The organism is Flavobacterium sp. (genome assembly GCF_044360715.1).
Taxonomy (GTDB): domain Bacteria; phylum Bacteroidota; class Bacteroidia; order Flavobacteriales; family Flavobacteriaceae; genus Flavobacterium.
The window spans coordinates 110074-135449 of record NZ_JBIKJY010000002.1 but is presented as its reverse complement, the minus strand read 5'-3'; the positions used below and the strand labels follow the sequence as shown (position 1 = coordinate 135449).

At 31.1% G+C, this 25376-nt stretch carries 25 protein-coding genes; 15 read left to right on the top strand and 10 right to left on the bottom strand.

Going from position 1 to position 25376, the window contains the following annotated elements:
- Positions 1-7 precede the first annotated feature (7 nt).
- From ACIQ16_RS01370 to ACIQ16_RS01355, 4 genes are all read right to left on the bottom strand, one after another.
- Complete coding sequence (locus ACIQ16_RS01370; protein ID WP_396148220.1) at positions 8-751, bottom strand: isoprenyl transferase; 744 nt, start codon at positions 749-751, stop codon at positions 8-10.
- Positions 744-1430: a DUF6089 family protein gene (locus ACIQ16_RS01365; protein WP_396148212.1), complete on the bottom strand. Its 687-nt coding sequence runs from the start codon at positions 1428-1430 to the stop codon at positions 744-746. Before ACIQ16_RS01365 ends, ACIQ16_RS01370 begins: the two co-directional genes overlap by 8 nt.
- Positions 1431-1539: 109 nt before the next feature.
- Positions 1540-2424 (bottom strand): NAD kinase, encoded by an 885-nt coding sequence (locus ACIQ16_RS01360; RefSeq protein ID WP_396148211.1) that lies wholly within the window; start codon positions 2422-2424, stop codon positions 1540-1542.
- Positions 2425-2434: 10 nt separating this feature from the next.
- Entirely contained in the window at positions 2435-3094 is a 660-nt protein-coding gene (locus ACIQ16_RS01355; RefSeq protein ID WP_396148210.1) for a CBS domain-containing protein, read from the bottom strand.
- Positions 3095-3182: 88 nt separating this feature from the next.
- On the opposite strand from ACIQ16_RS01355, the gene ACIQ16_RS01350 reads away from it, so the two are divergent.
- The 8 genes from ACIQ16_RS01350 to clpX all read left to right on the top strand — a co-directional run bounded on the left by ACIQ16_RS01350 (position 3183) and on the right by clpX (position 11736).
- The gene (locus tag ACIQ16_RS01350; RefSeq protein WP_396148209.1) at positions 3183-3896 is read left to right on the top strand and encodes a pyridoxine 5'-phosphate synthase; all 714 of its coding nucleotides are present in this window, start codon (positions 3183-3185) and stop codon (positions 3894-3896) included.
- A 159-nt stretch (positions 3897-4055) separates the two neighbouring features.
- On the top strand, positions 4056-4814 hold the full coding sequence (locus ACIQ16_RS01345; RefSeq protein WP_396148208.1) for an alpha/beta fold hydrolase: 759 nt from the start codon (positions 4056-4058) through the stop codon (positions 4812-4814).
- Positions 4815-4919: 105 nt separating this feature from the next.
- Positions 4920-6176, top strand: coding sequence for an OmpP1/FadL family transporter (locus tag ACIQ16_RS01340; protein WP_396148207.1), 1257 nt, complete (start codon positions 4920-4922; stop codon positions 6174-6176).
- A 17-nt stretch (positions 6177-6193) separates the two neighbouring features.
- Positions 6194-7810 carry a G-D-S-L family lipolytic protein gene (locus ACIQ16_RS01335; protein ID WP_396148206.1) on the top strand — a complete coding sequence of 539 codons (1617 nt, stop codon included), beginning with the start codon at positions 6194-6196 and terminating at the stop codon, positions 7808-7810.
- A gap of 96 nt (positions 7811-7906) precedes the next feature.
- The gene (locus ACIQ16_RS01330) at positions 7907-8251 is read left to right on the top strand and encodes a phage holin family protein (protein WP_396148205.1); all 345 of its coding nucleotides are present in this window, start codon (positions 7907-7909) and stop codon (positions 8249-8251) included.
- A 94-nt stretch (positions 8252-8345) separates the two neighbouring features.
- Positions 8346-9674: a trigger factor gene (locus ACIQ16_RS01325; protein WP_396148204.1), complete on the top strand. Its 1329-nt coding sequence runs from the start codon at positions 8346-8348 to the stop codon at positions 9672-9674.
- A gap of 88 nt (positions 9675-9762) precedes the next feature.
- On the top strand, positions 9763-10419 hold the full coding sequence (gene clpP / locus ACIQ16_RS01320; RefSeq protein ID WP_291242415.1) for an ATP-dependent Clp endopeptidase proteolytic subunit ClpP: 657 nt from the start codon (positions 9763-9765) through the stop codon (positions 10417-10419).
- An 84-nt stretch (positions 10420-10503) separates the two neighbouring features.
- Positions 10504-11736: an ATP-dependent Clp protease ATP-binding subunit ClpX gene (gene clpX, locus ACIQ16_RS01315; protein ID WP_396148203.1), complete on the top strand. Its 1233-nt coding sequence runs from the start codon at positions 10504-10506 to the stop codon at positions 11734-11736.
- Between the two features lie 325 nt (positions 11737-12061).
- Here clpX and ACIQ16_RS01310 read toward each other — a convergent pair whose 3' ends face one another.
- Positions 12062-12967, bottom strand: a complete 906-nt coding sequence (locus tag ACIQ16_RS01310) for a LamG-like jellyroll fold domain-containing protein (protein ID WP_396148202.1) — start codon at positions 12965-12967, stop codon at positions 12062-12064.
- A 130-nt stretch (positions 12968-13097) separates the two neighbouring features.
- Here ACIQ16_RS01310 and ACIQ16_RS01305 point away from each other — a divergent pair, with 130 nt between their 5' ends.
- A complete protein-coding gene (locus tag ACIQ16_RS01305) occupies positions 13098-14477 on the top strand; it encodes a kelch repeat-containing protein (protein ID WP_396148201.1) in 1380 nt (459 codons plus the stop codon).
- 7 nt (positions 14478-14484) lie between these two features.
- On the opposite strand, the gene ACIQ16_RS01300 is transcribed toward ACIQ16_RS01305, so the two are convergent.
- A complete protein-coding gene (locus tag ACIQ16_RS01300) occupies positions 14485-15993 on the bottom strand; it encodes a GH3 auxin-responsive promoter family protein (protein WP_396148200.1) in 1509 nt (502 codons plus the stop codon).
- A 63-nt stretch (positions 15994-16056) separates the two neighbouring features.
- Here ACIQ16_RS01300 and ACIQ16_RS01295 point away from each other — a divergent pair, with 63 nt between their 5' ends.
- Positions 16057-16851 (top strand): DUF2797 domain-containing protein, encoded by a 795-nt coding sequence (locus ACIQ16_RS01295; RefSeq protein ID WP_396148199.1) that lies wholly within the window; start codon positions 16057-16059, stop codon positions 16849-16851.
- Here ACIQ16_RS01295 and ACIQ16_RS01290 read toward each other — a convergent pair.
- Positions 16848-17795: a DUF3078 domain-containing protein gene (locus tag ACIQ16_RS01290; RefSeq protein WP_396148198.1), complete on the bottom strand. Its 948-nt coding sequence runs from the start codon at positions 17793-17795 to the stop codon at positions 16848-16850. The two genes, ACIQ16_RS01295 and ACIQ16_RS01290, sit on opposite strands and share 4 nt — an antisense overlap.
- Positions 17788-19563 (bottom strand): 1-deoxy-D-xylulose-5-phosphate synthase, encoded by a 1776-nt coding sequence (locus ACIQ16_RS01285; RefSeq protein ID WP_396148197.1) that lies wholly within the window; start codon positions 19561-19563, stop codon positions 17788-17790. Before ACIQ16_RS01285 ends, ACIQ16_RS01290 begins: the two co-directional genes overlap by 8 nt.
- Before the next feature lie 59 nt (positions 19564-19622).
- Between ACIQ16_RS01285 and ACIQ16_RS01280 the strand changes: the two genes are divergently transcribed.
- The gene (locus ACIQ16_RS01280; protein ID WP_396148196.1) at positions 19623-20063 is read left to right on the top strand and encodes a nucleoside deaminase; all 441 of its coding nucleotides are present in this window, start codon (positions 19623-19625) and stop codon (positions 20061-20063) included.
- A 67-nt stretch (positions 20064-20130) separates the two neighbouring features.
- A complete protein-coding gene (locus ACIQ16_RS01275; RefSeq protein ID WP_396148195.1) occupies positions 20131-20898 on the top strand; it encodes an SIMPL domain-containing protein in 768 nt (255 codons plus the stop codon).
- 62 nt (positions 20899-20960) lie between these two features.
- Here the strand turns inward: ACIQ16_RS01275 and ACIQ16_RS01270 are convergent, their stop codons facing one another.
- A complete protein-coding gene (locus tag ACIQ16_RS01270) occupies positions 20961-22508 on the bottom strand; it encodes an Rne/Rng family ribonuclease (RefSeq protein WP_396148194.1) in 1548 nt (515 codons plus the stop codon).
- 347 nt (positions 22509-22855) lie between these two features.
- Positions 22856-23149 (bottom strand): HU family DNA-binding protein, encoded by a 294-nt coding sequence (locus ACIQ16_RS01265; protein ID WP_291242428.1) that lies wholly within the window; start codon positions 23147-23149, stop codon positions 22856-22858.
- Positions 23150-23282: 133 nt separating this feature from the next.
- Between ACIQ16_RS01265 and mutY the strand changes: the two genes are divergently transcribed.
- Genes mutY through gldD form a run of 3 tightly spaced genes read left to right on the top strand, consistent with a single transcriptional unit; the run spans position 23283 to position 25371 of the window.
- A complete protein-coding gene (gene mutY / locus ACIQ16_RS01260; RefSeq protein ID WP_396148193.1) occupies positions 23283-24311 on the top strand; it encodes an A/G-specific adenine glycosylase in 1029 nt (342 codons plus the stop codon).
- A gap of 36 nt (positions 24312-24347) precedes the next feature.
- Positions 24348-24761, top strand: coding sequence for a single-stranded DNA-binding protein (locus tag ACIQ16_RS01255; protein WP_291242426.1), 414 nt, complete (start codon positions 24348-24350; stop codon positions 24759-24761).
- A 58-nt stretch (positions 24762-24819) separates the two neighbouring features.
- Positions 24820-25371, top strand: a complete 552-nt coding sequence (gldD, locus tag ACIQ16_RS01250; protein WP_396148192.1) for a gliding motility lipoprotein GldD — start codon at positions 24820-24822, stop codon at positions 25369-25371.
- Positions 25372-25376 lie beyond the last annotated feature (5 nt).

The following is a 25376-nucleotide window of genomic DNA, read 5'->3' as shown; positions in this document are numbered from 1 at the left end:
TGTCAATTTATCTAATTTGTTCGCTAGTTTTTCCAAATCTTCTTTCTCTTTTTTGATAACTTAATAATGCCTTATGCAGTTCTTCTTCATTGAAGTCTGGCCAAAGCACGTCTGTAAAATAAAATTCAGCATAAGCAATTTGCCATAAAAGGAAATTACTAATCCTGTGTTCGCCGCTTGTTCTTATCACTAAGTCAACATCTGGCATATTCTGTGTGTAAAGATGCTGATTTATAATTGATTCTTCAATAGCATCTACCGAAATTATATTATTTTTAACTTTTTCAGAAATTATTTTAACAGCATTTATGATTTCATCTCTTGCGCCATAACTTAATGCTAGAGTTAATGTCAATCTACTATTTGCTTGTGTTTTTTCAATAACTTCGACTAATTCTTTTCTTACACCCGAAGGTAAACTGTCTAAATTACCAATCGCATTAAGTTTAATATTATTGTTTTGTAATGTTTTTAATTCCTTTTTTAAAGCGCTAACTAATAATTTCATTAGCGTGTCGACTTCAATTTTTGGTCGGTTCCAATTTTCTGTTGAAAAAGCATAAAGTGTTAGAAATTCAATACCTAATTTGGCACAATTTTCAACAGTTTGTTTCACGGATTTAGTTCCTTTTTCGTGACCAAATACGCGAAGCATTCCTTGTTTTTTTGCCCAACGACCATTTCCGTCCATAATGATGGCTAAATGTTTTGGTAAATTATTTTTATCTATTTCTTTTTCCATTTTATTCATGTGCGCAAAAACAGGGGTTTTTACCAAATGTGTACGTTAAAGTAAACCCAGTAAAAATATACCAATCTTTATTGTTTAAATTACCAAATTTTAATTCTTCCAAATTTTTATTTTTTGGATTACTTCCGTCTATATTATCTGTAAATGTATATCTGGCTCCTGTTTCTAATCCAATTACTAAATTATTAGATAGTTTAGATTTTATTCCAACAATCATAGGTATCGCAAATGAATAATCTTGATAATCCGTTTTACCTTCCTTATCAATTATAAAAATTTCATCATAAACAAATGCTGAAATTCCTGAATATACATAGGGTGTAAATACATAATCAGACTGATGCAAATCGAAATCTAAAAAATTAAATTCTAAACCTGCAGATAGTTCTTTAATATTATTTTTAATATCAAAACCTCTATATTTTCTATTAGGGGCACTACTTTCAATATCTTTTGCTGTAATCGATGCCATTTTATATGAAAAGCGCCAAGAATGTCTCGTGCTTTTATTCCACTTATACAAAACCCCAAACGCCATATCATCTGGTGACAAATAGTGTGAATTTCCTACGTCTCCAATATAATTACTACCACCTACAAAAACGCCTAATTCGTGAATTTGTCCGAACGAAGTGATGCAGAATAATATGCCTAAAATATTTAATAAAAATCTTTTCATTTTTTTAATAGTTTGCAAATATAATAATATTGATGTACTAACCATCTTAAACCTAGTTTTTTTGATGATTAACTTGGTTTTATAACGCAAAAAAATGAAAAATCGTGTGTTAATTCCTTTTGTCTTCTCCCCAAAGTAATTTTTTGCGGATGGTTCTTAAGAAACCTTCTTCTGGAAATTCAATAATTGAAATGAAAAAGTCTGTTTTTTTAACAGTTAAAGTAGTTTCGTTTGAAACCGAGGTGATTCTCGAATCTAAAGAAACCAAATATTGTTCTTCTCTTCCTTTTATTTTTAAAGTTAATTCAGAATCGTCAGGAATTATTAAAGGTCTAGCGGTTAAATTATGTGGTGCAATAGGTGTAATTACAAAACAATTTGATGTGGGCATAATTACGGGTCCACCACAACTAAGCGAATACCCTGTAGATCCTGTTGGAGTGGAAATAATTAATCCATCTGCCCAATACGAATTTAGATATTCATTATTAATATAGGTTTCAATTGTAATCATCGAAGTGGTATCTTTTCGGGAAACCGTAATTTCGTTTAATGCAAAATTAATGTCTTCTAAATCAATATTTTCAGGATGTGCATGTAAACTAACTAAAGTTCTTTTCGAAATAGAAAAATCATTTGCCACCACACGTGTTAAAAGTTTTTCGATATTTTCTTCCTGAATAGTTGCTAAAAACCCCAATCTTCCTGAGTTAATTCCTATAATTGGTAAATTGTAGTTTCTTACAAAAGTGGCAGCTCGTAAAATAGTTCCATCGCCACCAATACTTATTAAATAATCAAAATTATCTTTCAAACATTCGTGAGAATCAAATGTGCTATATTCGGATAACGACACCTCATTTTCAATTAATTTGTCGTAAAAAATTTTATAAAAACAAATTTCAATATTATTCTGCTCTAAAAAAGCCACTACTTTTTCTACTATAGAATGGGTATTGTTTTGATAATATTGACCAAATACAGCTATTTTCATTTGTGAATTTTTATATATTTAAGTATTTGTTTAAATAATCCGAGCGATCTTTTAAATCAGCAAGATAAGCATCTTCTTGGTGTTCAGATAAAATAGTATAATTATACCTTCTAAATGTCTGTATAATTTCGTTAAAATTACTTTGCGAAATTTTTAATGTTATTTCAGTTTTTGTTACTGAATTATTTGAGATAAAAACGCCTAATATTTTAGCATTGTTACTTTCTACAATTTGACAAATTTGGCTAAATGTAAAATCTGATGTTTCTTTTTCAATAACAATGGTGCCTCCGTCTTCTTTTACAAATGTGGTTTCGTTAAAAAAGTGAAGCACATCGTCAAGTTCATAAAAACCTAAATAATTATTTTTATCGTCTAAAACAGGTAAAAGATTGGTGTGATTTTTTGAAAATTCTTCTAAAACATCAAACCAATTCATATCGTTTCGAACATAAAAACGAGTTAAATTATATTTATGGACATCTATGCTATCTGTACTTAAAAAAATATCTGCATCTTCTTTTGCTATTGATCCTAAAAAAACATTTTGTTCTAAAATTGGAAAATGAGAATAATTTACATCCAAGAATAAATCTGAGGCATCAGCTACCGTAGCACTAACTTGTAACGCTTTATATTGATTGTTTATAAAATCTGTAATTTTATCCATGTATCTAAGTTCAAAACTATTGCAAATTAAGTAAAAAATACAAATTAGTCTATTTTTGTTTGTAATTTTGTACAAATTTAATTCAATTATGACAAAGTTATCGGTTAATATTAATAAAATTGCAACCTTAAGAAATGCACGAGGTGGTAATGTTCCTGATTTGTTGCAAGTCGCAAAAGATATTCAAAAATTTGGCGCCAATGGAATTACCATTCATCCACGTCCAGATGAAAGACACATTACCTATCAAGATGCAAGAAATTTAAAAAATGTTGTGCATACAGAATACAATATAGAAGGTAATCCGCAACATAATTTTATTGATTTAGTTTTAGAATGCAAACCCGATCAGGTAACTTTAGTTCCCGATGCTATTGGGGCAATTACTTCTAATGCAGGTTGGGACACGATAAAACATCAAGATTATCTTACGGAAGTCATCCAAGAATTTCAACGTAATGGCATTAGAACATCTATATTTGTTGACGCCAATGAAAGTATGGTTGAAGGTGCAAAAAAAACGGGTACAGATAGAATTGAATTATATACAGAAAGTTTTGCTCATCAATACAGTTTAGGAAATCAAGCAGCAATTGAACCATTTGTAAAAGCTTCCATCAGAGCAAATGAATTGAATTTAGGAATAAATGCTGGTCACGATTTGAGCCTAGATAATATTAAATTTTTTAAAGACAATATTCCAAATTTATTAGAAGTTTCCATTGGTCATGCCTTGATTTCGGAATCTTTATATCTTGGTTTAGATAATGTAGTGAATATGTATTTGAATAAGTTGAAGTAAAAAGTAAAAAGTAAAAAGTAAAAAGTGAAGAGTAACTAAGTAACAAAGTAAAAGTGAGTTGTTATATGTTCGCAATAATTCTCTCATTCTCTCATTCTCTCATTCTCTAATTCCTATGCCATTTAAACTTTTAACCAAATAAACTTTTAACCAAATAAAATGTTATACTCAAAAATAGAAGGCGAAGGAAAGCCGTTTTTAATTATTCATGGATTTTTAGGCATGTCTGATAATTGGAAAACGTTGGGATTGCAATTTGTGCAATTGGGTTATCAAATTCATTTGTTAGATATGCGAAATCATGGTAAAAGTTTTCATTCAGACGAGTTTAATTATGAAATCATGGTGGAAGATGTAAAAGCGTATATAGATTTTCACAATTTACAATATATTACATTGTTAGGGCATTCAATGGGCGGAAAAATAGCTATGTTATTCGCTACAATATATCCAGAATATGTTGAGAAATTAATTATTGCGGATATTGGTCCGAAATATTACGCACCACATCATCAAAACATTTTAGAAGCGTTAAACGCCGTTGATTTTTCAAAAAAACCGAATAGAAGTGAAGTTGATGAAATTGTTTCAAAATATATTTCAGATTTTGGTACGAAACAGTTTTTATTAAAAAATTTATATTGGAAAACTCCAGAAGAATTAGATTTTCGATTTAATTTACTTGTTTTTAATGAGAAAATATCTGAAATCGGCACGGCACTTCCATTTGAAAATCATTTTGATAAGCCAGCATTATTCCTTCGAGGAGAAAAATCAGATTATATTTTAGATTCAGATTTTGAAACAATTTTACATCATTTCCCATTAGCTGTTATAAAAACAATACAAAATGCAGGGCATTGGTTACATGCTGAAAATCCTACTGCATTTTATTATGAAGTTGAAAAATTTGTATAACGAATATTATGTATGCATAATATTTTTATTAAAAAAATTGTCAATTTCATAAATAATGTTAATTTTGAATAAATTATATAAATAAATACTAACTAAATTTTAATTATGAGAAAATTATTTTCTTTATCATTACTAACCTTGGCCACTGCTTCTATGTTTGCAGGAGGGTATAGAGTTTCTATTCAAGGTCAGAAACAACTAGCGATGGGACATACCGGAGTAGCAGTTGTTAATAGTGCAGAGGTGGCGTTTTTTAACCCTGCAGGGATGTCATTCTTAGACAAAAAATTCAACTTATCAGTAGGTGGAAATGCATTATTGGCTAAAACAAGATTTCAAAGTTCACAGTTTAATCAAACGGCAGCAACAGACAATTTGGGAACACCTTTTAGTTTATATGCAACCTACAAAATTAATGACTGGGTTTCTGCAGGTTTAGCAGTGTATACACCTTATGGTTCTTCTGTAGCTTGGGATCAAGACTGGGCAGGAGCACATTTAGTAAATAACATTGATTTAGCGGCAATTTTTATTCAGCCAACTGTTTCGTTCAAAGTAGGAGATGTATTTAGTATTGGAGGGGGTCCAATTTTTGTACAAGGAAGTGTAAACTTCAACAGAAATTTAACGCCAAATCCAGTTTTATCTAATAATGGAAGTGGGACAGATGTTACTTTAGATGCTACTGGGATTTCCGCATCTGGATATAATGTAGGTATGATGTTCAAATTGTCTAAAAAAGTAACTTTAGGTATGGATTACCGTTCTGAAATTATTATGGAAGCAAGAGGTGGTTCAGCACAATTTGCAGATGTACCAGCAATTGCTGCAGCTTCTTTTACTAATACTACTTTTAATGCCGATTTACCTTTACCAGCTGAATTTACTACAGGTATTTCGTACAAAGCTTCTGATAAATGGTTATTTGCTTTTGATTACAACTATGCAAAATGGAGTGTATATAAATCTTTAGACGTACAATTTAACAACGGCTTACCAACTTCTGAAAATCCAAGAAATTATAAAGACGCAAGTACTTATCGTTTTGGAGCGCAATATAAAGCTTCTGAAAAGTTTACTGTTAGAGGTGGATATTATATAGATGAAAGTCCAGTTCAAAGTGGATATTTCGCGCCAGAAACACCGCGAAATGATTCTGTTGGTTATACAGGAGGATTTACTTATCAAATAAACAGTAAATTAGGAATTGATATGTCATTCTTATACTTACACTTTGATGAAGTTAATAATTCTTACGATTATTTTAACGATCCTACTACCACTACCGGATTAACATCTTTCGGAGGTACTTATAAATCTTCAGTATTTTCACCAGGTATTGGTATAACGTACGGTTTCTAATTTAAAAAATATAAAAAATGAAAAATAAATTTATACTAGTAGCAGCTTTAGCAATTGGATTTGCTGGTTGTGAACCAGAATTTGAAAATGAAGTAAATGCCGCTTACACTTCTGGTGAAGCAGATTTTACATCTTATGTAGCTGTTGGTAATTCACTTACTGCAGGTTATATGGATGGAACCGTTTCTCGAGTAGGACAAACTTATTCTTATCCTAATTTATTAGCACAACAATTCGCTTTAGTAGGTGGAGGTGCATTTACACAACCTTCTTTTGCAGAAGACGTGAATAATTTAGGAGGTATTTCAGGAATTCCAGGATTTGGTACAAGATTAGTGATTGATGCTTCTCAAAGTAGACCAGAGCCAATTGCAGGAACATCAACAATTACCTTAACACCTCAAGCTAAGGCCCATAACAATATGGGCGTACCAGGTGCTAAATCATTTCATTTATTAGCACCAGGTTATGGAAATGTTGCAAATTTACCAAATGCGAATCCTTATTTTATTCGTCATGCAACAACGCCAAATAGTACTGTTTTGGCAGACGCTATGACAAAAAACCCAACATTTTTTACCAACTGGATTGGGAATAATGATGTGTTATCATATGCGCTTTCTGGTGGAATTGGTGTAGATCAAAACGCGGCAGGTAATACCAATCCTTCAACTTATGGGTCAAATGATATTACAAATGCAACTACATTTGCTGCAGTTTATAATTTTCTAATTAATGGAGGAACAAACCCTTTAACAGGTCAAACAGGTCAAACAGGTTTAACTTCTAATGGAGCAAAAGGTGTGGTTTGTACCATTCCAAGTGTAACTTCAATTCCGTTTTTTACAACAGTAAAGTATAATGCATTACCAGCAGAAGCTACAGCAACAAATGCTCAAGCAATTGGCTTGTATCAATTTTTAGCCGCTGTTACTGGTGGAAGAATAGCTCCATTATCAACTGCTGCAGGAACTAAAAATCCAGTTTTAATCGTTGATGAAAATTTATCAGATTTAGGTGCAAATATCAGTGGCGCTGCTTCTGGCATCCCTACTTTAGCGCCTTTTGCAACAGCATTAGGTCAATTATATGGAAAAGCAAGACAAGCTACAATAAACGATAAAATTGTATTATCAGCAAGTTCAATAATTGGACAAGTTAACCCAGCTGCTACAGCTCCTTTTAACGTTAATGGTGTAACTTTCCCTTTATCAGATCAATGGGTATTAATACCTTCTGAATTAACTGCCATTTCTAATGCTACTTCTGCATATAATGCATCAATTGTTTCAATTGCAAATGCTAAAAATTTAGCTGTGGCGGATATGAATGCAATTATGAATAAATTAGCTTCGCTTTCAGGCTTACAAGTTGCAGGCAATTCTATTTATTTTTCTTATTATTTTGGTCAAAATCCGTTAAATTTATTGCCTCCAAATAATCCAAACTTTGTTTCTCCTTCTGGAACTGAAGGTGAAATATTATTTTCTTTAGATGGTGTACATCCAAATGCACGTGGTTATGCAGTTATTGCTAATGAATTTATTAAAACGATAAACGCAAAATACAAATCAAATTTACCATTACACAATCCTACTTATTTCCCAGGTATCAGTATTTTACCTACGAACTAAGCTAGTTTTTAAATAATTTCTAAATAGGCATCATTTTGGTGCCTATTTTTTTATATTTACACTTTAAAGAAAAATGTATAAATCAATTGTATAAAAATGAAAAATTACCTTATCAAACTACTTATTTCAACGCTATTAATACTTATCATTTCGTATTTTTTAAAAATTGAAATCACCAACTATTTGGCAGCTGTTTTTATGGCTGTTGCTTTATCATTTTTAAATACCTTTTTAAAACCGATATTAAAAATTCTTGCCATTCCAGTGACAATTATGTCTTTGGGTTTATTTTTACTAGTTATTAATGCTAGTATTGTAAAAATCGCCGATTATTGTATTGATGGGATTCAAATGACGTTTCTTCAAGCGCTATTTTTTAGTGTGATATTATCGGTAAGTCAATATATTTTAAATAAAATTTTTACAGAAAAAAAGCAATAATTTATTTGTAAAATTCTGTAAATTAAAAACTTGTATGGGTTGCAAAAATTATATAATTTTGCAACCCATATTTATACTTCAAAAAATCAAAAAAATGAATATTAGAAAAGAACACCTTGACGCATTAAACGCCGTTGTAAAAATTACAATTGGTAAATATGAATATACTGAAAAAATTGAGAATTTTTTAGAACTAAAAAGAAAAACAGCTACTTTACCAGGTTTTAGAAAAGGTAAAACACCAATGGATGTGGTGAGAAAACAGTTTGAAAAACCAGCAATTATTGAAGAAGTTACTGCTTTGGTTAATAAAGGTTTAAAAGATTATATTGCAAAGGAAAAATTAGACTTGTTAGGTAATGCTTTACCTCGTATAGATGAAAATTTTGATTGGAAAGCAGACGAATTGGTTTTTGAATACGAATTAGGTTTAGCACCAGAATTCTCTGTAGATTTAGCAAGAGCTGCTGGCGTAACGAGATATAAAATTATTGCAGACGATACTTTATTAAACGAGCAAGTTGAAAGAATTCAAAAGCAATACGGTAAAATTTTAACGGAAACTGAAGTTAAAAAAGGTTTTGAAATAAACGGAACGTTTTCAAACGAAGAAAAAAATATCAGCAACCAAGCTTTAATTAGTTTAGATATTTTTGCAGATGCTAAAACGGGTAAACAATTTATTGGAAAAAAAGTTGGCGATGTTGTTACGTTAAAAACAAAAGGTTTGTTTAATGACGACCATAAATTAATGGATTATTTAAAAGTGTCTCACGATGACGTTCACGGTTTAGATATCGAAGTTAATTTTACTATCGATGCCATTCAATCTATTGAAAAAGCGGAAATTAATGATGAATTATTCGCAAAATTATTTCCAAACGGAGAAGTAACTACTTTAGAGGGTTTAAAAGCGAGAATTAAAGAAGATGCGGAACAACAATTCGTGCAGCAAGCAGATCAACAGTTTTTAAATGATGTAACAGAAGCGTTATTAGAAACTACTCAATTTGATTTACCAGAAACTTTCTTAAAAAAATGGATTCAAACTATTGGCGAAACACCTTTAACTCCTGAACAAGCAGAAGCGGAATTTGCAAAATCAGAAAGAGGATTACGTTACCAATTAATCGAATCTAAAATCTTTATTCAACATAATTTACAAGTTAGATTTGAAGAATTAAAAGATTTTACTTCAGGATTAATCAGACAGCAAATGGCACAATTTGGTCAAGCTAATGCAACAGATGCAGAAGTGGACGGAATTGTTTCAAGAGTAATGTCGAATCAAGAAGAAATCAAACGTATTTCAGACCAAGTTTTGAGTTTAAAAATGATTGACTTATACAAAACAAGTGTAAAAGCTACTGAAAAAGAAGTAAACTACCAAGATTTTGTTAAAGCCTCTTATGGCGAAATGTAATATTCACAAAAATTAGTATATTTGAACGTCAAATCATTTTGGTTTGACGTTTTTATTTAAAATCATAACCTTTTAAATACAATTTAAAATGAACTACGGAAAAGAATTTAAGAAATTTGCCACAAAAAAACACGGAGTAAACAGTTTGTATTACGATAAATTAGTAGGCAGTTTAACACCATATATTATTGAAGAACGCCAATTAAACATTTCTCAATTAGACGTGTTTTCTCGTTTAATGATGGATAGAATCATCTTCATGGGAACAGGTGTTGACGATTACATGGCAAATATTATTCAAGCACAATTATTGTTTTTAGAAAGTGTAGATGCTTCTAAAGACATTCAAATTTATATCAATTCACCTGGTGGAAGTGTATATGCAGGATTAGGTATTTACGATACTATGCAATACATTAAACCAGATGTAGCTACAATTTGTACAGGAATGGCAGCATCAATGGGTGCCGTTTTATTATGTGCAGGTGCAGAAGGAAAACGTTCGGCATTACCACATTCACGTGTGATGATTCACCAACCATCTGGAGGTGCGTCGGGAGTGGCTACTGATATGGAAATTAACTTAAGAGAAATGTTGAAATTGAAAGATGAATTGTATCAAATTATTTCATCACATTCAAAACAACCTATTGAAAAAGTATTTAAAGATAGCGAACGCGACTATTGGATGATTGCCGACGAAGCAAAAGAATACGGAATGATTGATGAAGTATTGAGAAGATAAATTTGGTCGAAAGTCAAAGGTCATAATGTCAAAAGCACTGCTTAGACTTTACGACTTTAGACGTTAGACATTAGACCCAAAAAAATGGCAAAAGAAGAATTAGAATGTTCGTTTTGTGGTAGAAAAAAGCCAGAAACAAGTTTATTAATCGCAGGTATTGATTCGCATATTTGCGAAAAATGTATTGAACAAGCACACGGAATTGTTTTAGAGGAGCTAAAAGGAACATTAGACTCTGAAGCAATTGGCGATTTGGTATTGCGAAAACCAAAAGAAATAAATGCCTTTTTAAATGAATATGTAATTGGGCAAGAACAAACCAAAAAAGTATTAAGCGTTGCTGTATATAATCACTACAAAAGATTGTCTCAAAAAGTTACAGACGACGATGTAGAAATTGAAAAGAGTAACATTTTAATTGTAGGGCAAACCGGAACAGGAAAAACATTAGTAGCAAAAACCATTGCGAAAATGTTAAATGTGCCTTTAGCGATTGTAGATGCCACTATTTTAACTGAAGCAGGATATGTAGGAGAAGATGTGGAAAGTATTTTAACACGTTTGCTACAAGCGGCAGATTACGATGTGTCTAAAGCCGAAAGAGGTATTGTTTTTATTGACGAAATTGATAAAATTGCTCGAAAAAGCGACAATCCTTCAATCACAAGAGATGTTTCAGGAGAAGGTGTGCAACAAGCATTACTAAAACTATTAGAAGGTTCTATTGTAAACGTGCCACCAAAAGGCGGTAGAAAACATCCCGACCAAAAGTTTGTTGAGGTAAATACCCAGAACATATTATTTATTGCAGGTGGTGCTTTTGATGGTGTGGAACGCATCATTTCTAAACGTTTAAACCGTCAAGCGATGGGATTTAGTGCGTCTAAAGAATTAGATAAAGTAGATGCCGATAATTTATTGCAATATATTATTCCTCGTGATGTAAAAGAGTTTGGTTTAATACCGGAAATTATTGGACGTATGCCGGTTTTATCGCATATGGATCCGTTGGATGCTAAGACGTTACGTGCCATTTTAACAGAGCCAAAAAACGCTTTAATTAAGCAATATAAAAAGTTATTTGAAATGGATGAAGTTGCCTTTACCATAGACGATGATGCTTTGGATTTTATTGTGGAAAAAGCGTTGGAATATAAATTAGGCGCTCGTGGATTACGTAGTTTATGTGAAGCCATTTTAACCGATGCGATGTACGAATTACCAAGCTCGGAAGACAAAGTATTGCAAGTAACTAAAACGTATGCTGAAAATACATTAAGCAAAAATTTATTACAACGATTAGAAATTGCTTCGTAAACTTTAAGCTCATTAAAAAATAAAGCTCAAAAATGTATGTTTTTGAGCTTTTTTTATTTCTTGTACAAGTTATATTATGAACCTTTTATGTTTTCTGGGAATGAAGTAATTGTGATTTTCTAACAATATTTTTAAAAACCCTACACCATAATTTTAAATAAACCTTACACTAAAATCATTTTCTATTGTTTACTTTTTTAAAAGATGTACAAGTATTATACAAAAGATGTACAACTTTTAAGTAAAAGATGTACATCTTTTTATGGAAAGATATACATCTTTTTGATAACTTAACCTTTCAAATGTATTTTTTACTACGGTAGTTTTACTTTTTAAGTAAAGTATAACTTGTATTTTGATTATTAACCTTAACAAAATAGCTACCTTGTGCTAAATGTTCAATAGAAATAGCGCCTTCCAGACTATTTGTTCTGTTTTCTTGTACCAACTGACCTAAAGCATTATAAATGGAAATTTTCTCAATCATTTCTGTAGATTTAAATTGCACTACATCATTTGCTGGATTTGGATACATTTGAAAACTACTTGTATTTGTAAACGACTCCGATGAAAGCACCCCAGTGTATAGAGCTGTTATTTCTGTTTGTGTTAATGCACGATTCCAAATACCGATGTCGTCCATATCTCCTTTCCAAAATCTTGCATTATCTACCTGCCAGTATCCCAAAAATAATGAAGGTGTTGAATTATAATTAAGACTCATTTGCGTTTCTGAAACTAAGCTACTATTTAAGTAAACTCTCACAAAACCTAAACTATATGATAGAATTACGTGATTCCAATTACTAGTTGACAATAGTACTAGATTTGAATTTTGAAAATTATATCCGTTATTTGAAAAATTAGAAATAGTTTGAAAAACCCAATTATTAGATCCAGAATGATTGTTGTCAATAATTACAGCATGACCATTTTGATTACCAGGTTTTACCCACAATGATATAGTAAAAGTAGTATAATTGAAAAAGTTTCCTAACCCAATCTTATCATTAACGCCATCAAAGTTATAAGCACTATTTGTAATACCATTTCTATCTGCAGTAAGTGAAGTTCCATTGGGGGTTCCATTGTTTCCATTCCCGCTTGCATCATTGGCATTTCCGTTAAATGGCCACCATCCCTTTAAATTGTTTGTTGGCACATAATTTGGAACTTGAGTAAACGCTAAATTAATTAGCGTTAATAAAAGTAAAGTAATTGTTTTTTTCATAGTTTTTTATTTCAAATTTACTTTACATACAAATTCAAAATATATTAAAATATAAGAAACCGCAGTTTCCACTATTTTTGTATATCGTTATTAATTACAAATCCTTAGTTTTATACCTTTAAATAATCATATGAAAAATCAATATCTTTTCACCATTTTTTATTTGTTTGTAAATCTTTTATGTCATGCACAGGATATTTATTTTAAACAAAAACCTTTATTTTTTTTCGATGAAAAAACACAACAAATTATTTTAATTGAAAATGATTCATTGGTATATAAAACAAATCAAAAAGTTAAAATTCCACTGAAGCATAATGATTATCCAGCCAATTTAAATGAGTATTTACCTTTCTCAATTAAAAATAAGACCTATTTAGTTCATGAAGGTTGCGGTGTTGTTTTGGAGTATCGAAATGACAGTATAGTGAGAATAGATAACTCATTTTTACATAAAAACCAATTTGAAGCGGCTTCATTTGTTTATAATGATGAAATTTATTTTTTTGGTGGTTACGGTTTGTTCACTCATAAAAATATTTTAACTAAATATAATTTTAGAATTAATGAATGGGTTTTGTCAAAATATTATTCAAATTTAAATTCACCATGCTTAGCTAGTCCAATAAATTTTTCAAATAATGAAAATATATTTTTGTTTGGAGGTTATGATTTTAACGATAAAAATCAATTAGAATCATATAATGAAAAATTTGTTTGGAAACTTAATGTTAAAACAAAAGAATGGAAAAGATTTATTTCGAAAGTATTTGGCAATTGTGAATGTGTAGATAATTTTCTTGTGAAAATTAATTTACAAAATGGAATTTTTATTGAATATTGTAAAAAAACATTCTTCATTGACTTTAAAAATAACTTGTGCAAAGAATATAAATCAGATTTTATTTTTAAAGTCATAAATAGTAAACAAGTAAAAAACAAAGTATATTTAATTATTGGTGCAAAAAATAACAAGTTGGGTGAATATAGATTTACTGTTAGTGATGTTAATGACATCTTAAAAAACCCAATTAGCGAAGCGCCCTTTTATTATGAAGAACGACCTTATTATTTATATGGCATAGCAGGTATATTTATTTTGCTGTTTCTTTGGTTTTTGTATAAAAAAAGATGGTATATTTCGTATTATCTTAATCCAACAATTCCTTTTCAGTATTGGCAAGAAACGGAATTATTATATTTTAAAGGTAAAAAAGTAAAGCATCTTTCGGATGATGATATCAAAATTTTAAATAAAATGGCATTGCATCCCAATCAGTTTATCTCACTAAACGAGTTTAATGAAATGTTTACTATAGATTATGAAAATGAAAATTATTCCGCCATTGTAAAACGTCGTGAAAAAAAGTTAGAAACCTTTTTACAAATGATTGCCAACGTATCAAGTTATGATTTTCAAGATTTATTACACGAACGTAAAAATGAAGTAGATAAACGTATTAAGGAAGTACTGTTTTTACCTAAAAAAATAAAATTTGTAAAAAAGTAAGCAGTCCTTACATCGCTTTCAATTCTTCCAAATAGTCTCTTAAATTAGATAGTCTTGGAATTTTGTGTTGGCCGCCTAATTTATCTTTCTTTTTCAGCCAATCGTAAAATAAATTTTCTCTAGCTACATTTAATACCAATGGGTTTAACGTCATGTTGTTAAATCGTTTGGCTTCGTAGTCGGAATTTACTTGTTGCAAATTTTTATCTAAAAGTTCGGAAAATTCAGCGCTACTTGCTGGGTGTTTTTTAAATTCAATTAGCCATTCATGTCCGCCTTTTTCTTTTCCTTTCATAAAAATTGGTGCCACGGTATAGTCAACAATTTCGCACTGTAAGGTTTTACATGTTTTTGCTAAAGCCGTATCGGTGTTTTCCACCATTAATTCTTCACCAAAAACATTAATATGGTGCTTGGTTCTACCTGTAACTTTTATTCTAAAAGGATTTATTGAAGTAAATCGTATCGTATCGCCAATTAAATAACGCCATAAACCCGAATTTGTAGTAATAACTAAAGCATAATTTTTATTAATTTCTACATCACTCAATGGAATTACTTTTTGGTTTTCTTTACCAAACGTATCCATCGGAATAAATTCGTAAAAAATACCATAATCTAACATTAAAAGTAATTCGTTAGAATCATTTCGGTCTTGCAAGGCAAAAAATCCTTCCGAGGCATTATAAATTTCATAGTATTTAAAATCGTCTTTTGGAAACAAGTTTTTATATTGTTCTTTGTAGGGTTCAAAACTTACCCCACCATGAAAATAGACTTCTAAATTGGGCCAAATTTCTAAAATATTTGTTTTTTTATTTTCCTCAAGTGTTTTGTTTAATAACACCATCATCCAACTGGGTACGCCAGCTAAACTAGTTACGTTTTCTAAGCTACTTTCTTTTATTATGGCGGGTAATTTGGTTTCCCAGTTGCTCATTAACGAGGTTTTGTTGCTGGGTGTAGAGCTAAATTCTGCCCACATAGGCATATTGTCAATTAAAATCGCAGATAAATCGCCAAAAAAAGTATTGTTGTTTTCGTACAATTCTTTACTACCGCCCAAACGCAAACTTTTACCAGTAAATAACTGCGAATTTTCGTTATTATTTAAGTACATACACAGCAAATCTTTACTGGCTTTGTAATGATTGTGTTCTAAGGCTTCCGAACTTACGGGAATAAATTTGCTTTTAGCATTTGTGGTTCCGCTCGATTTTGCAAAATATTTTATAGAAGAATTCCAAAAAATATTTTGTGCCCCTTGACGGGTTTGCGAGATAATCGGTTCCAAATCTTCGTAAGTAGAAACGGGAATTCTTTCGTTAAATGTTTGATAGTTTTTAATGCTCTGATAGTCGTATTTTTTTCCGAGAACGGTATTTTCTGCCGATTTTAATAAACCAAATAAAATTTCTTCCTGAACCTCCATAGGATATTTCATAAACAATTCAATTTGATGAATACGTTTTTTTAAAATCCAAGAGGCAATAGAATTTATTAAAGGTAATGGCATTTGCGTATCAGTATTTTTATAACTTTACCAAAAATAATAATTTTTATTTCAATTACAATCTTTATGACAACATTTGAAGGAACATTAACAAAGATGGAAACCGAAATAGGCGCACCCATTCAGTATTATTTAATTTTTGATTCCAATTTCATTAATGTTAATCAGTTAATTAATAAAGATGTAGAAATTACGCACAAAGGGTATCAGTGTTTAAATTGTAAGAAAGCCAAAAAAATATGGCGACAAGGATTTTGTTATGATTGTTTTTCTACTATTCCAGCGGCTGCAGATTGGATTATGAAACCCGAACTTAGTACGGCACATTTAGGTATTGAAGATAGAGATTTAGCGTATGAAAAACGGGTGCAATTACAACCTCATATCGTATATTTAGCTTTATCTAGCGAAGTAAAAGTAGGGGTAACCCGAAACACGCAAGTGCCCACTCGTTGGATAGACCAAGGTGCAGTGCAAGCCATTCCTGTTTTAGAAACGCCTAATCGATATTTAGCAGGAATTGCCGAGGTAGCCTTAAAAAATCATTTTGCAGACAAAACCAATTGGCAAAAAATGTTGAAAAATGAAGTGCCTGTCACCAATTTATTTGAAGAAAAAAGTAAATTAAAACAATGGTTACCAGAGGAAACTAAACCTTATTTTATTGAAGAAGACCATTTATATCAAATGGATTTTCCAGTGCAAACGTATCCGTTAAAAGTAACCAGTTTAAATTTGGATAAAACCCCTAATTTTTCAGGAAAAGTTGTGGGCATTAAAGGACAATACTTAATTTTTGAAGACGGTACGGTTTTTAATGTTCGCACCTATGAAGGATTTGTGGTAGAATTAAAATTTTAAAAACTATATTCAACACCAATTCCTAATATTTGTTTTAATTGTACTCTTGGGCCTTCTGTGATTTGAACACCGGCAACTTCTCGTTTGTTTTTAATATCGTTATCATAAATTAGATGACTACCAATATTAGCTTTAATATATTTATTTACAATCATTTCAATACTAATTTGCCAATCGATATCAATATTTCCAAAATCTTTTAAATAATCGGTGTACAACGTAGCTCGAGTATCTAAAATGATATTTGTCATTATTTTTCTTTTGTACTGACTAGAAACCAAAGCACCTAGTTCCGTTCTATGTAGTTTTCCTTTTTTAATAATTTCCGTTCCGGTTTCATCATAAATGGCTTTTTCTACCCCAAATGCGCCTTCGTTTGCCAATCGACTATCTAAAACTAAAGTTGTTTTGTTAGTTATTGGAGATAAATACACCGTTAAACCTAAATCTTTTCGGGTATATTCGGCACCAATTCCCAAGAAAATATATGCGGGGCCAAATGGTTTAGAAATGGCTTTGCTTACATTTGGATAATTATATCCGTTAGAAAATTGAGTTAAAAAGCTAAATTTCGCACCATAAAACCACTTGTTTATGGTATCTCTTCTGTATCCAATTGTGGAGTTTAAATTAATTTGATCGTCTGTTTTTCTTAGATCTTGTGCCTCTTGTTTGTTAATTCCATAACGTACCACAAGTTCATTATTCCATTTCATATTATCACGAGTATAATTTCTAATGAAATTTCCTTTTGCCAAACCAGAAATCGAATTATTTCCTCCTGCAGACCAATTTACAAAGCTAATTTGTGTAAAATCTAATCCTACTTTATTTCCCTTTTTCCAATTTGAAGTAGTATCTATTTTTTCTGTTCTCACAATTTGTGAAAAAGATTCGGTTGCGAAAAAAAGAAGTGCGATAAAAAGTATAAGGTTTCTACTCATGATTAATTCCAGTAAATAATTCGGTTAAGCTTAATGTATCTAATTTAGTTTGTTCTAATAGTTGTTTTACGGTGCCGTGTTCTATGAAAACATCTGCCACGCCACGATTTATAATTTTGTTTTTAAAATTGTTTTTGGCGGCAAAAGTATTTATTATGCTTCCTAATCCACCATTAATAACACCTTCTTCAACAGTGATAATAATTTTATGTTCTTTAAAAATGCTAATTAATTTTTCTTCATCTAAAGGCTTTACCCAACCTATATGAAAATGCGAAAAATCTTCAGAATTTTCAATAATCGCAATGGATTTTGAAACGTTATTTCCTATAGTTCCTGTAGATAAAACAGCAATTTTAGTTCCTTTTTTTAAAGTTTTAATTTTTCCTATTTCAATCTTAGAAAAAGGTTGTTTCCATGCTACAATTTCGCCTTTTCCTCTTGGATATCGAATCGCAATCGGATGGTTTAATCCTAACGAAGAAGTGTATAAAATATTGCGTAATTCAATTTCATTCAACGGTGCGTAAATCATTATATTCGGAATGCAATTTAGATAAGCCAAGTCAAATAATCCGTGATGTGTAGCACCATCTTCGCCAACAAATCCAGCTCGGTCTAAACAAAAAATTACGGGTAAATTCTGTATCGCTACATCATGTATGACTTGGTCATAAGCCCGTTGTAAAAAAGTAGAATAAATATTGCAAAATACTGTTAAACCTTGTGTTGCCATTCCAGCAGCTAAGGTTACGGCATGTTGTTCGGCTATTCCTACGTCAAAAGCACGTTCTGGAAACGCTTCCATCATATATTTTAAGGAACTTCCTGATGGCATAGCAGGCGTAATTCCTACTATTTTTTTATTTTCTGTAGCCAATTCCACTAAGGTATGCCCAAAAACATCTTGAAATTTTGGGGCTAAATTTTCATTTTCCGATTTTATGATTTTACCTGTTAATTTATCAAATTTTCCAGGCGCATGAAACTGTAATTGATTTTCTTCAGCGTACGATAATCCTTTTCCTTTCGTGGTAATAATATGTAAAAATTTCGGACCTTTAACTTTTTGTAAACGTTTTAATTCTGACAATAATTTAGGTAAATCATGGCCGTCAATTGGACCCGAATAATCAAAATTTAACGATTTTATAATGTTGTTATCTTTTGGGTTTTTACCTTCTTTAACAGCGGTTAAATAGTCTTTTAATGCCCCAACACTTGGGTCAATTCCCATGGCATTGTCATTTAAAATGACTAATAAATTCGCATCGGTAACTCCAGCATGATTTAATCCTTCAAAAGCCATTCCGCTGGCTATAGAAGCATCGCCAATAACTGCAATATGTTGTTTTTCTGTATCGCCATTAATTTTAGAAGCAATTGCCATACCTAAAGCAGCAGAAATTGAAGTGGAGGAATGTCCTACTCCAAAAGTATCATAAACACTTTCACTTCGTTTTGGAAAACCTGATATACCATCAATTTCTCTATATTTATGGAAAATTTTGCGTCTTTCCGTTAAAATTTTATGCCCATATGCTTGATGTCCTACATCCCAAACTAATAAATCTTTTGGCGTATCAAAAACATAATGTAAGGCAACGGTTAATTCTATGACGCCCAAACTCGCCCCTAAATGACCTTCTTTCTGGGAGACTATATCAATAATATACTCTCTAAGTTCAGTGGCCACTTGTGGTAATTGATTTTCAGAAAGTTTCCGTAAATCGGTTGGTGTCGTAATATGTGAAAGTAAATTTTCCATTTGTACTGCAAAAATACAATAATGTTTGTAAATTTGATTAATATATAATTGTAAGAAACTTGGAAACTATTTTTACCGACGAATATTTTATGAAAAAAGCGCTTCAGGAAGCAGAAATTGCTTTTGAGAAAGACGAAATTCCTGTGGGTGCTGTTATTGTGGTAAACGATACAATAATTGCCAGAACACATAATTTAACTGAGCTTTTACATGATGTAACGGCACATGCCGAAATGCAAGCCATTACGAGTGCAGCAAATTTTTTAGGTGGAAAATATTTAAAAGGTTGCACGCTATATGTTACTTTAGAACCTTGCCAGATGTGTGCAGGAGCCTTATATTGGAGTCAGATTTCTAAAATTGTATTTGGGGCAGCAGATTCAAAAAGAGGTTATAAAACATTAGGCACACAAATTCATCCAAAAACAGAAGTGGTTTCTGGAATTTTAGAAAAGGAATGTGCTGAATTAATGACTAGTTTTTTTCAGAAAAAGAGATAAATCTTGGCATGTGGTTTGATATATGTTTTAAAAATAAAGTAACCAAATCAACCTTTAAACAATTACTATGAAAATTACAGACAAAATGAAATCTTCGGCAATTATTGGAATTGCTATTGTGGCAACTGCATTTATATTAGGTACCGCTTTTAAAAAACGAAACGAAAATTTAGATTCGATTTCCGTTATTGGTTTAGGGACGAAAGACTTTGTTTCTGATGAAATCTTGTGGAGTGGAAGTTTTACAACTAGAAGTTATGATATTAAAGAAGCCTACAATAAAATGATTGCAGATCAGAAAATTGTGTCTAATTTCTTTTTAGGGAAAGGTTTTAAAGCCAGTGAGTTCAGTTTTGGTGCAGTGCAATTCAATAAAAAATTTAGAGAAGTACGAATAGAAGATGTCGAAAACCAGTATAATACGAAATACGAACAAGTTTTTGACGGCTATGAAGCCTCACAGACCATTACTTTTTCTGCGAAGAAAAACCCGGATTTAATGAAACGAATTGAAGCTGTTTCTAGTAAAACTTCGGAATTAATTAATTCTGGAATTGAATTGTCTTCAAATTCCATTCAATATACTTACTCAGATTTACCAAGTTTAAAGCACCAACTTATTGAAAAAGCCACAAAAGACGCTTACGAACGTGCTGAAAAAATTGTAAAAACCGCTGATGGCGATTTAGGAAAACTAAAAACGGCAAGTATGGGTGTTTTCCAAATTACAGGACAAGGTTCTACGGAAGAAGACAGTTACGGTGGAAACAATGATACATTTAGTAAAAACAAAACCGCAAGAATTACGGTTAGGTTGGAATATGAGTTGGAGTAGTTCGATATATAAATTAAGAAAATAAAAAAAACCGCTATTCTTTCGAGTAGCGGTTTTGTTTTTTATAGAATTTCTTTTCCTTGGTTATCAAAGAAATGATATTCTAAGTACGTGTAAGCGTCACGAGGTATAATTTTCACCCATTTCTTATGTTCAAAAAACCATTTTGAACGTAAGGATGGAAAACCTTTTGTAAGGTATGCGGCCACAAATGGGTGTACGTTAAGTACTACTTTTTTATGGTCTTTAATAATGCTTTCAAGATTAGCTTCTATTTTGTCAATAATTAAAATTGCTGCTTCAACCTGTCCGTTTTCGTTCGGGTTTTCTTCGTTTGTTTCAATATTAACTTCAGGTCTAACTCTTTGTCTAGTAATTTGAACCAGTCCAAATTTACTAGGAGGCAAGATTTTATGCTTCGCCTTATCGTCACTCATTTCTTCTCGTAAGAAATCGAATAATATTTTTCTATTGTCTGGATTTTGTAAATCTATAAAATCGACAACAATAATTCCTCCCATATCTCTTAGTCGTAATTGACGTGCAATTTCAGCTGCAGCAATCATATTTACTTCCATGGCAGTATCTTCTTGGTTGGTGGCTTTATTTGATCTATTGCCAGAATTTACATCAATAACGTGTAATGCTTCTGTATGTTCAATAATTAAATAGGCCCCTTTACTCATAGAAACTGATTTTCCAAAAGAGGTTTTTATTTGTCTTTCTATATTATACTTCTCAAATAGAGGTAAATCTTTCGACTGATAGTGTTTTACGATAGACGCTTTATCCGGAGCTATTTCTTGCAAATACTCCTTCGTTTTTAAATACAAATCTTCATCATCTACTTGAATACTCGTAAAAGTATCGTTAAAAATATCTCTAAGCATCGAAGAAGATTTTGTTAATTCTCCTAATACTTTTGAGGGATGATGGGCGGTTTGTAGTTTTTTGCACATGCTAGTCCAACGGTCTAACAGTGTTTCTACATCTTTTTCAATCTCAGTTGTTTTTCTGCCTTCGGCTACTGTTCTCACAATAACACCAAATCCCTTTGGTTTTATAGATTGTAGTAATTTTTTTAGACGATCTTTTTCTGCTCGGTCTCCAATTTTTTGCGAAATGGATACACGGTCTGAAAAAGGAACTAAAACTACATATCTTCCTGCTAAAGAAATCTCAGAACTAATTCTAGGTCCTTTTGTGGAGATTGGTTCTTTAACTACTTGAACTAAAATTGACTGATTGGCGCTTAATGTGTCCATTATAGTGCCATCTTTGCTAATTTCTGGTTCAAAAGGGAAATTTTTGAGTGAATAATCTTTTATTTTACCTGCGCTTACAAGTTTAATAAATTTCATCAAAGAACCTAAGTTTGGACCTAAGTCATGATAATGCAAAAACGCATCTTTTTCATGGCCTAAATGTACAAATGCGGCGTTTAGTCCAGCAACAGGCTTTCTTATTTTTGCAATAAAAATATCGCCAACCTGAAACTGATTGCTGTCGCCAGCCTCTTTTTCTTTGTGTAATTCAATTAGTTTTCCATCTTTTAATAAGGCAAAATCTACTGCGTCTGAACCAGATCTAATGATTAATTCTTTGTTCATGCTGTATCTTTTTTATCCGAACATTTTGTTGTCGGTTGTTGATTGTTTATACCAAAGGTACGAAACAACTAGCAACTAGCAACTTATTGCTAGGATGGATTAAACAATTTAGGTAAAATACCCAATAAAACTATGATATATTTGAAAACTTCAATATATAAAATAATTTAAAATTCAATGAACGTAACTTGTTTTTTAAAACAAAGAAAAGTAGTTATTAGACTACTTTTTCTTTTTGTGACGGTTAGCTCTCGCTCTTTTTTTACGCTTGTGAGTAGCTACCTTATGTCTTTTTCTTTTTTTACCACTTGGCATAATGTGTAGTTTTTTTTGATTAATAAATAATATTATACAGTTACTTCTGTCTTTTCTTTAACGCTTTCAACAAATATTTTAGCAGGTTTAAATGCTGGAATGTTGTGAGCTGGTATTTTGATGGTTGTGTTTTTTGAAATGTTTCTTCCTGTTTTTTCAGCTCTTGTTTTAACAATAAAACTACCAAATCCTCTTAAGTAAACATTATCACCAGTTTCTAATGAGTTTTTTACTTCTTCCATGAATGATTCTACAGTAGCTTGAACGTCACCTTTTTCAAGACCTAATTTTTCTGAAATTTTTGCTACGATATCTGCTTTCGTCATTTTCTTGCGTGTTAAATTTTATGTGTATTTTTTTGAGTGTGCAAATATATGAATTAAAAAAATACAAATTCAAACATAATGAACTAAAATTTAACCAGATAAATGATTTATTTTTACAACTTTAATTATTCATATGAATTTTTCAACTAAAATAATCAGTTGGTATCAACAAAATTATAGAGACTTGCCTTGGCGAAATACCAATGATGCCTACAAAATTTGGCTTTCAGAAATTATTTTGCAGCAAACACGAGTGAGTCAAGGATTGCCGTATTACATAAATTTTGTAACTGCTTTTCCTACAGTAAATGATTTAGCAAATGCCGATGAACAACAAGTTTTGAAGCTTTGGCAAGGACTTGGATACTATTCTCGTGCCAGAAATTTACATTTTACTGCTAAATTAGTTGTAGAAAAACATAATGGCATTTTCCCAACTACTTACGACGAATTAATAAAACTAAAAGGAATTGGAACTTATACTGCTGCTGCTATTGCCTCTTTTTCTGCAAACGAGGCGGTTGCGGTTGTAGATGGCAATGTTTTTAGAGTATTGTCGCGTGTTTTTAATGTTGATTATGATATTTCTCAAAATTCATCAAAAAAATATTTTATAGAACTGGCTCAAAAATTACTTTCTTCAACAAATCCTAATCTTCACAATCAGGCAATAATGGAATTTGGTGCGTTACAATGTGTGCCTAAAAGTCCAAATTGTTTAGATTGTGTTTTTAGTGACAGTTGTGAAGCTTATAAACTCAAAATTGTTTCGGAATTACCGGTAAAATTGAAAAAAAATAAAATAACGAAGCGATTTTTGAATTACGTTTTAATTCACGATGCTTCTGGAAATTACATAATGAATAAGAGAACTGAAAACGGAATTTGGAGAAATTTATATGAATTTCCTTGTGTGGAATCTGAAAATGAATTGGATGAACAGAATTTGTTTCTTCAATTAAAAGAAATATATAACATTAAAAATTTTCAATATTATGATGCTTTTGATGTATTGCATAAGTTATCGCATCAGCATTTAAACATTAAATTTTATAGAGTAGAAACCGAAGAAACATTGAAAAACAGCTATACTTTTTCTGAATTAAAACAATTGCCTGTTCCAATTGTATTACATAATTTTATAGAAAAAATTGGTATATAAATAATATTTAGTATTTTTGATAAAAACATATAAGCCATGAACGGTACTTTAAACAAGGTTATTTTAATCGGACACTTAGGTGACGAGGTAAAAATGCATTATTTTGATGCTCAAAGTTGTATTGGAAGATTTCCATTAGCAACAAATGAAGTGTATATTAACAAATCTACAGGTGAAAAAATCACTTCTACAGAATGGCATAATATAGTAGTGCGAAATAAAGCAGCAGAGTTATGTGAAAAATACCTTTCAAAAGGAGATAAAATTTATATCGAAGGTAGAATAAAATCACGTCAATGGACAGCTGAAGATGGCACAACAAAATATACTACCGAAATACAAGTTACAGAATTTACATTCTTAAATACTAAAAAAGATTCAGATTTATCTAAAGCACCAACTTCAAATCCGCCAAGCTCAAAAGATGTGGATTTTGATTCGTTAGATTAAATCTTCTATAGAGAATAGAATATAGAAAATAGATTGTACTTTTCTTAAACAAACATAAATGAAAATCCGCCTTATTTTTAGCTTACTTTGTCTTTCTTTACTTTCTTGTGGAGATGATAAAATGCCCAAACCAACAGGACAATTAAGCTTGGAATATCCACAAGCAAAATATATGAAATTTTCAAATTCTTGCGGTTTCGATTTCGATAAAAATGAATTGGCAGAGGTGAAAGCCACATCAAATTGTGGACTGGAAATTCATTATCCAAAAATGAAAGCAACGGTATATTTAACGTACAAACCTGTTAAAAATAACTTAGATAAATTACTAATTGATGCTCAAAAATTAACGTACGAACACGCTATAAAAGCAAACGATATTGCAGAGCAACCTTACATAAACCCAGATAGTAAAGTATACGGTATGTTTTATCAAGTAGGTGGGAATGCCGCTACAAATGCTCAATTTTACGCTACGGATAGTACTAAAAATTTTGTTACTGCAAGTATGTATTTTTACTCTAAACCAAATTTTGATTCTATACTTCCAGCAGCGGATTATATTAAAAATGATATGAGAAAAATTATAGAATCTATTAAATGGAAATAGTTTTT

Excerpts from the sequence above, each read along its gene's own strand:
- ACIQ16_RS01325 (WP_396148204.1), top strand. The coding sequence starts at position 8,346 with ATGAATATTAGAAAAGAACACCTTGACGCATTAAACGCCGTTGTAAAA.
- ACIQ16_RS01300 (WP_396148200.1), bottom strand. The coding sequence starts at position 15,993 with ATGCCATTACCTTTAATAAATTCTATTGCCTCTTGGATTTTAAAAAAA.
- ACIQ16_RS01310 (WP_396148202.1), bottom strand. The coding sequence starts at position 12,967 with ATGAAAAAAACAATTACTTTACTTTTATTAACGCTAATTAATTTAGCG.
- ACIQ16_RS01350 (WP_396148209.1), top strand. The coding sequence starts at position 3,183 with ATGACAAAGTTATCGGTTAATATTAATAAAATTGCAACCTTAAGAAAT.
- ACIQ16_RS01335 (WP_396148206.1), top strand. The coding sequence starts at position 6,194 with ATGAAAAATAAATTTATACTAGTAGCAGCTTTAGCAATTGGATTTGCT.
- ACIQ16_RS01290 (WP_396148198.1), bottom strand. The coding sequence starts at position 17,795 with ATGAGTAGAAACCTTATACTTTTTATCGCACTTCTTTTTTTCGCAACC.
- ACIQ16_RS01330 (WP_396148205.1), top strand. The coding sequence starts at position 7,907 with ATGAAAAATTACCTTATCAAACTACTTATTTCAACGCTATTAATACTT.
- ACIQ16_RS01265 (WP_291242428.1), bottom strand. The coding sequence starts at position 23,149 with ATGACGAAAGCAGATATCGTAGCAAAAATTTCAGAAAAATTAGGTCTT.
- ACIQ16_RS01275 (WP_396148195.1), top strand. The coding sequence starts at position 20,131 with ATGAAAATTACAGACAAAATGAAATCTTCGGCAATTATTGGAATTGCT.
- mutY (WP_396148193.1), top strand. The coding sequence starts at position 23,283 with ATGAATTTTTCAACTAAAATAATCAGTTGGTATCAACAAAATTATAGA.
- ACIQ16_RS01360 (WP_396148211.1), bottom strand. The coding sequence starts at position 2,424 with ATGAAAATAGCTGTATTTGGTCAATATTATCAAAACAATACCCATTCT.
- ACIQ16_RS01370 (WP_396148220.1), bottom strand. The coding sequence starts at position 751 with ATGAATAAAATGGAAAAAGAAATAGATAAAAATAATTTACCAAAACAT.
- ACIQ16_RS01270 (WP_396148194.1), bottom strand. The coding sequence starts at position 22,508 with ATGAACAAAGAATTAATCATTAGATCTGGTTCAGACGCAGTAGATTTT.
- ACIQ16_RS01355 (WP_396148210.1), bottom strand. The coding sequence starts at position 3,094 with ATGGATAAAATTACAGATTTTATAAACAATCAATATAAAGCGTTACAA.
- ACIQ16_RS01340 (WP_396148207.1), top strand. The coding sequence starts at position 4,920 with ATGAGAAAATTATTTTCTTTATCATTACTAACCTTGGCCACTGCTTCT.
- gldD (WP_396148192.1), top strand. The coding sequence starts at position 24,820 with ATGAAAATCCGCCTTATTTTTAGCTTACTTTGTCTTTCTTTACTTTCT.
- ACIQ16_RS01285 (WP_396148197.1), bottom strand. The coding sequence starts at position 19,563 with ATGGAAAATTTACTTTCACATATTACGACACCAACCGATTTACGGAAA.
- ACIQ16_RS01365 (WP_396148212.1), bottom strand. The coding sequence starts at position 1,430 with ATGAAAAGATTTTTATTAAATATTTTAGGCATATTATTCTGCATCACT.
- clpX (WP_396148203.1), top strand. The coding sequence starts at position 10,504 with ATGGCAAAAGAAGAATTAGAATGTTCGTTTTGTGGTAGAAAAAAGCCA.
- ACIQ16_RS01295 (WP_396148199.1), top strand. The coding sequence starts at position 16,057 with ATGACAACATTTGAAGGAACATTAACAAAGATGGAAACCGAAATAGGC.
- clpP (WP_291242415.1), top strand. The coding sequence starts at position 9,763 with ATGAACTACGGAAAAGAATTTAAGAAATTTGCCACAAAAAAACACGGA.
- ACIQ16_RS01345 (WP_396148208.1), top strand. The coding sequence starts at position 4,056 with ATGTTATACTCAAAAATAGAAGGCGAAGGAAAGCCGTTTTTAATTATT.
- ACIQ16_RS01305 (WP_396148201.1), top strand. The coding sequence starts at position 13,098 with ATGAAAAATCAATATCTTTTCACCATTTTTTATTTGTTTGTAAATCTT.
- ACIQ16_RS01255 (WP_291242426.1), top strand. The coding sequence starts at position 24,348 with ATGAACGGTACTTTAAACAAGGTTATTTTAATCGGACACTTAGGTGAC.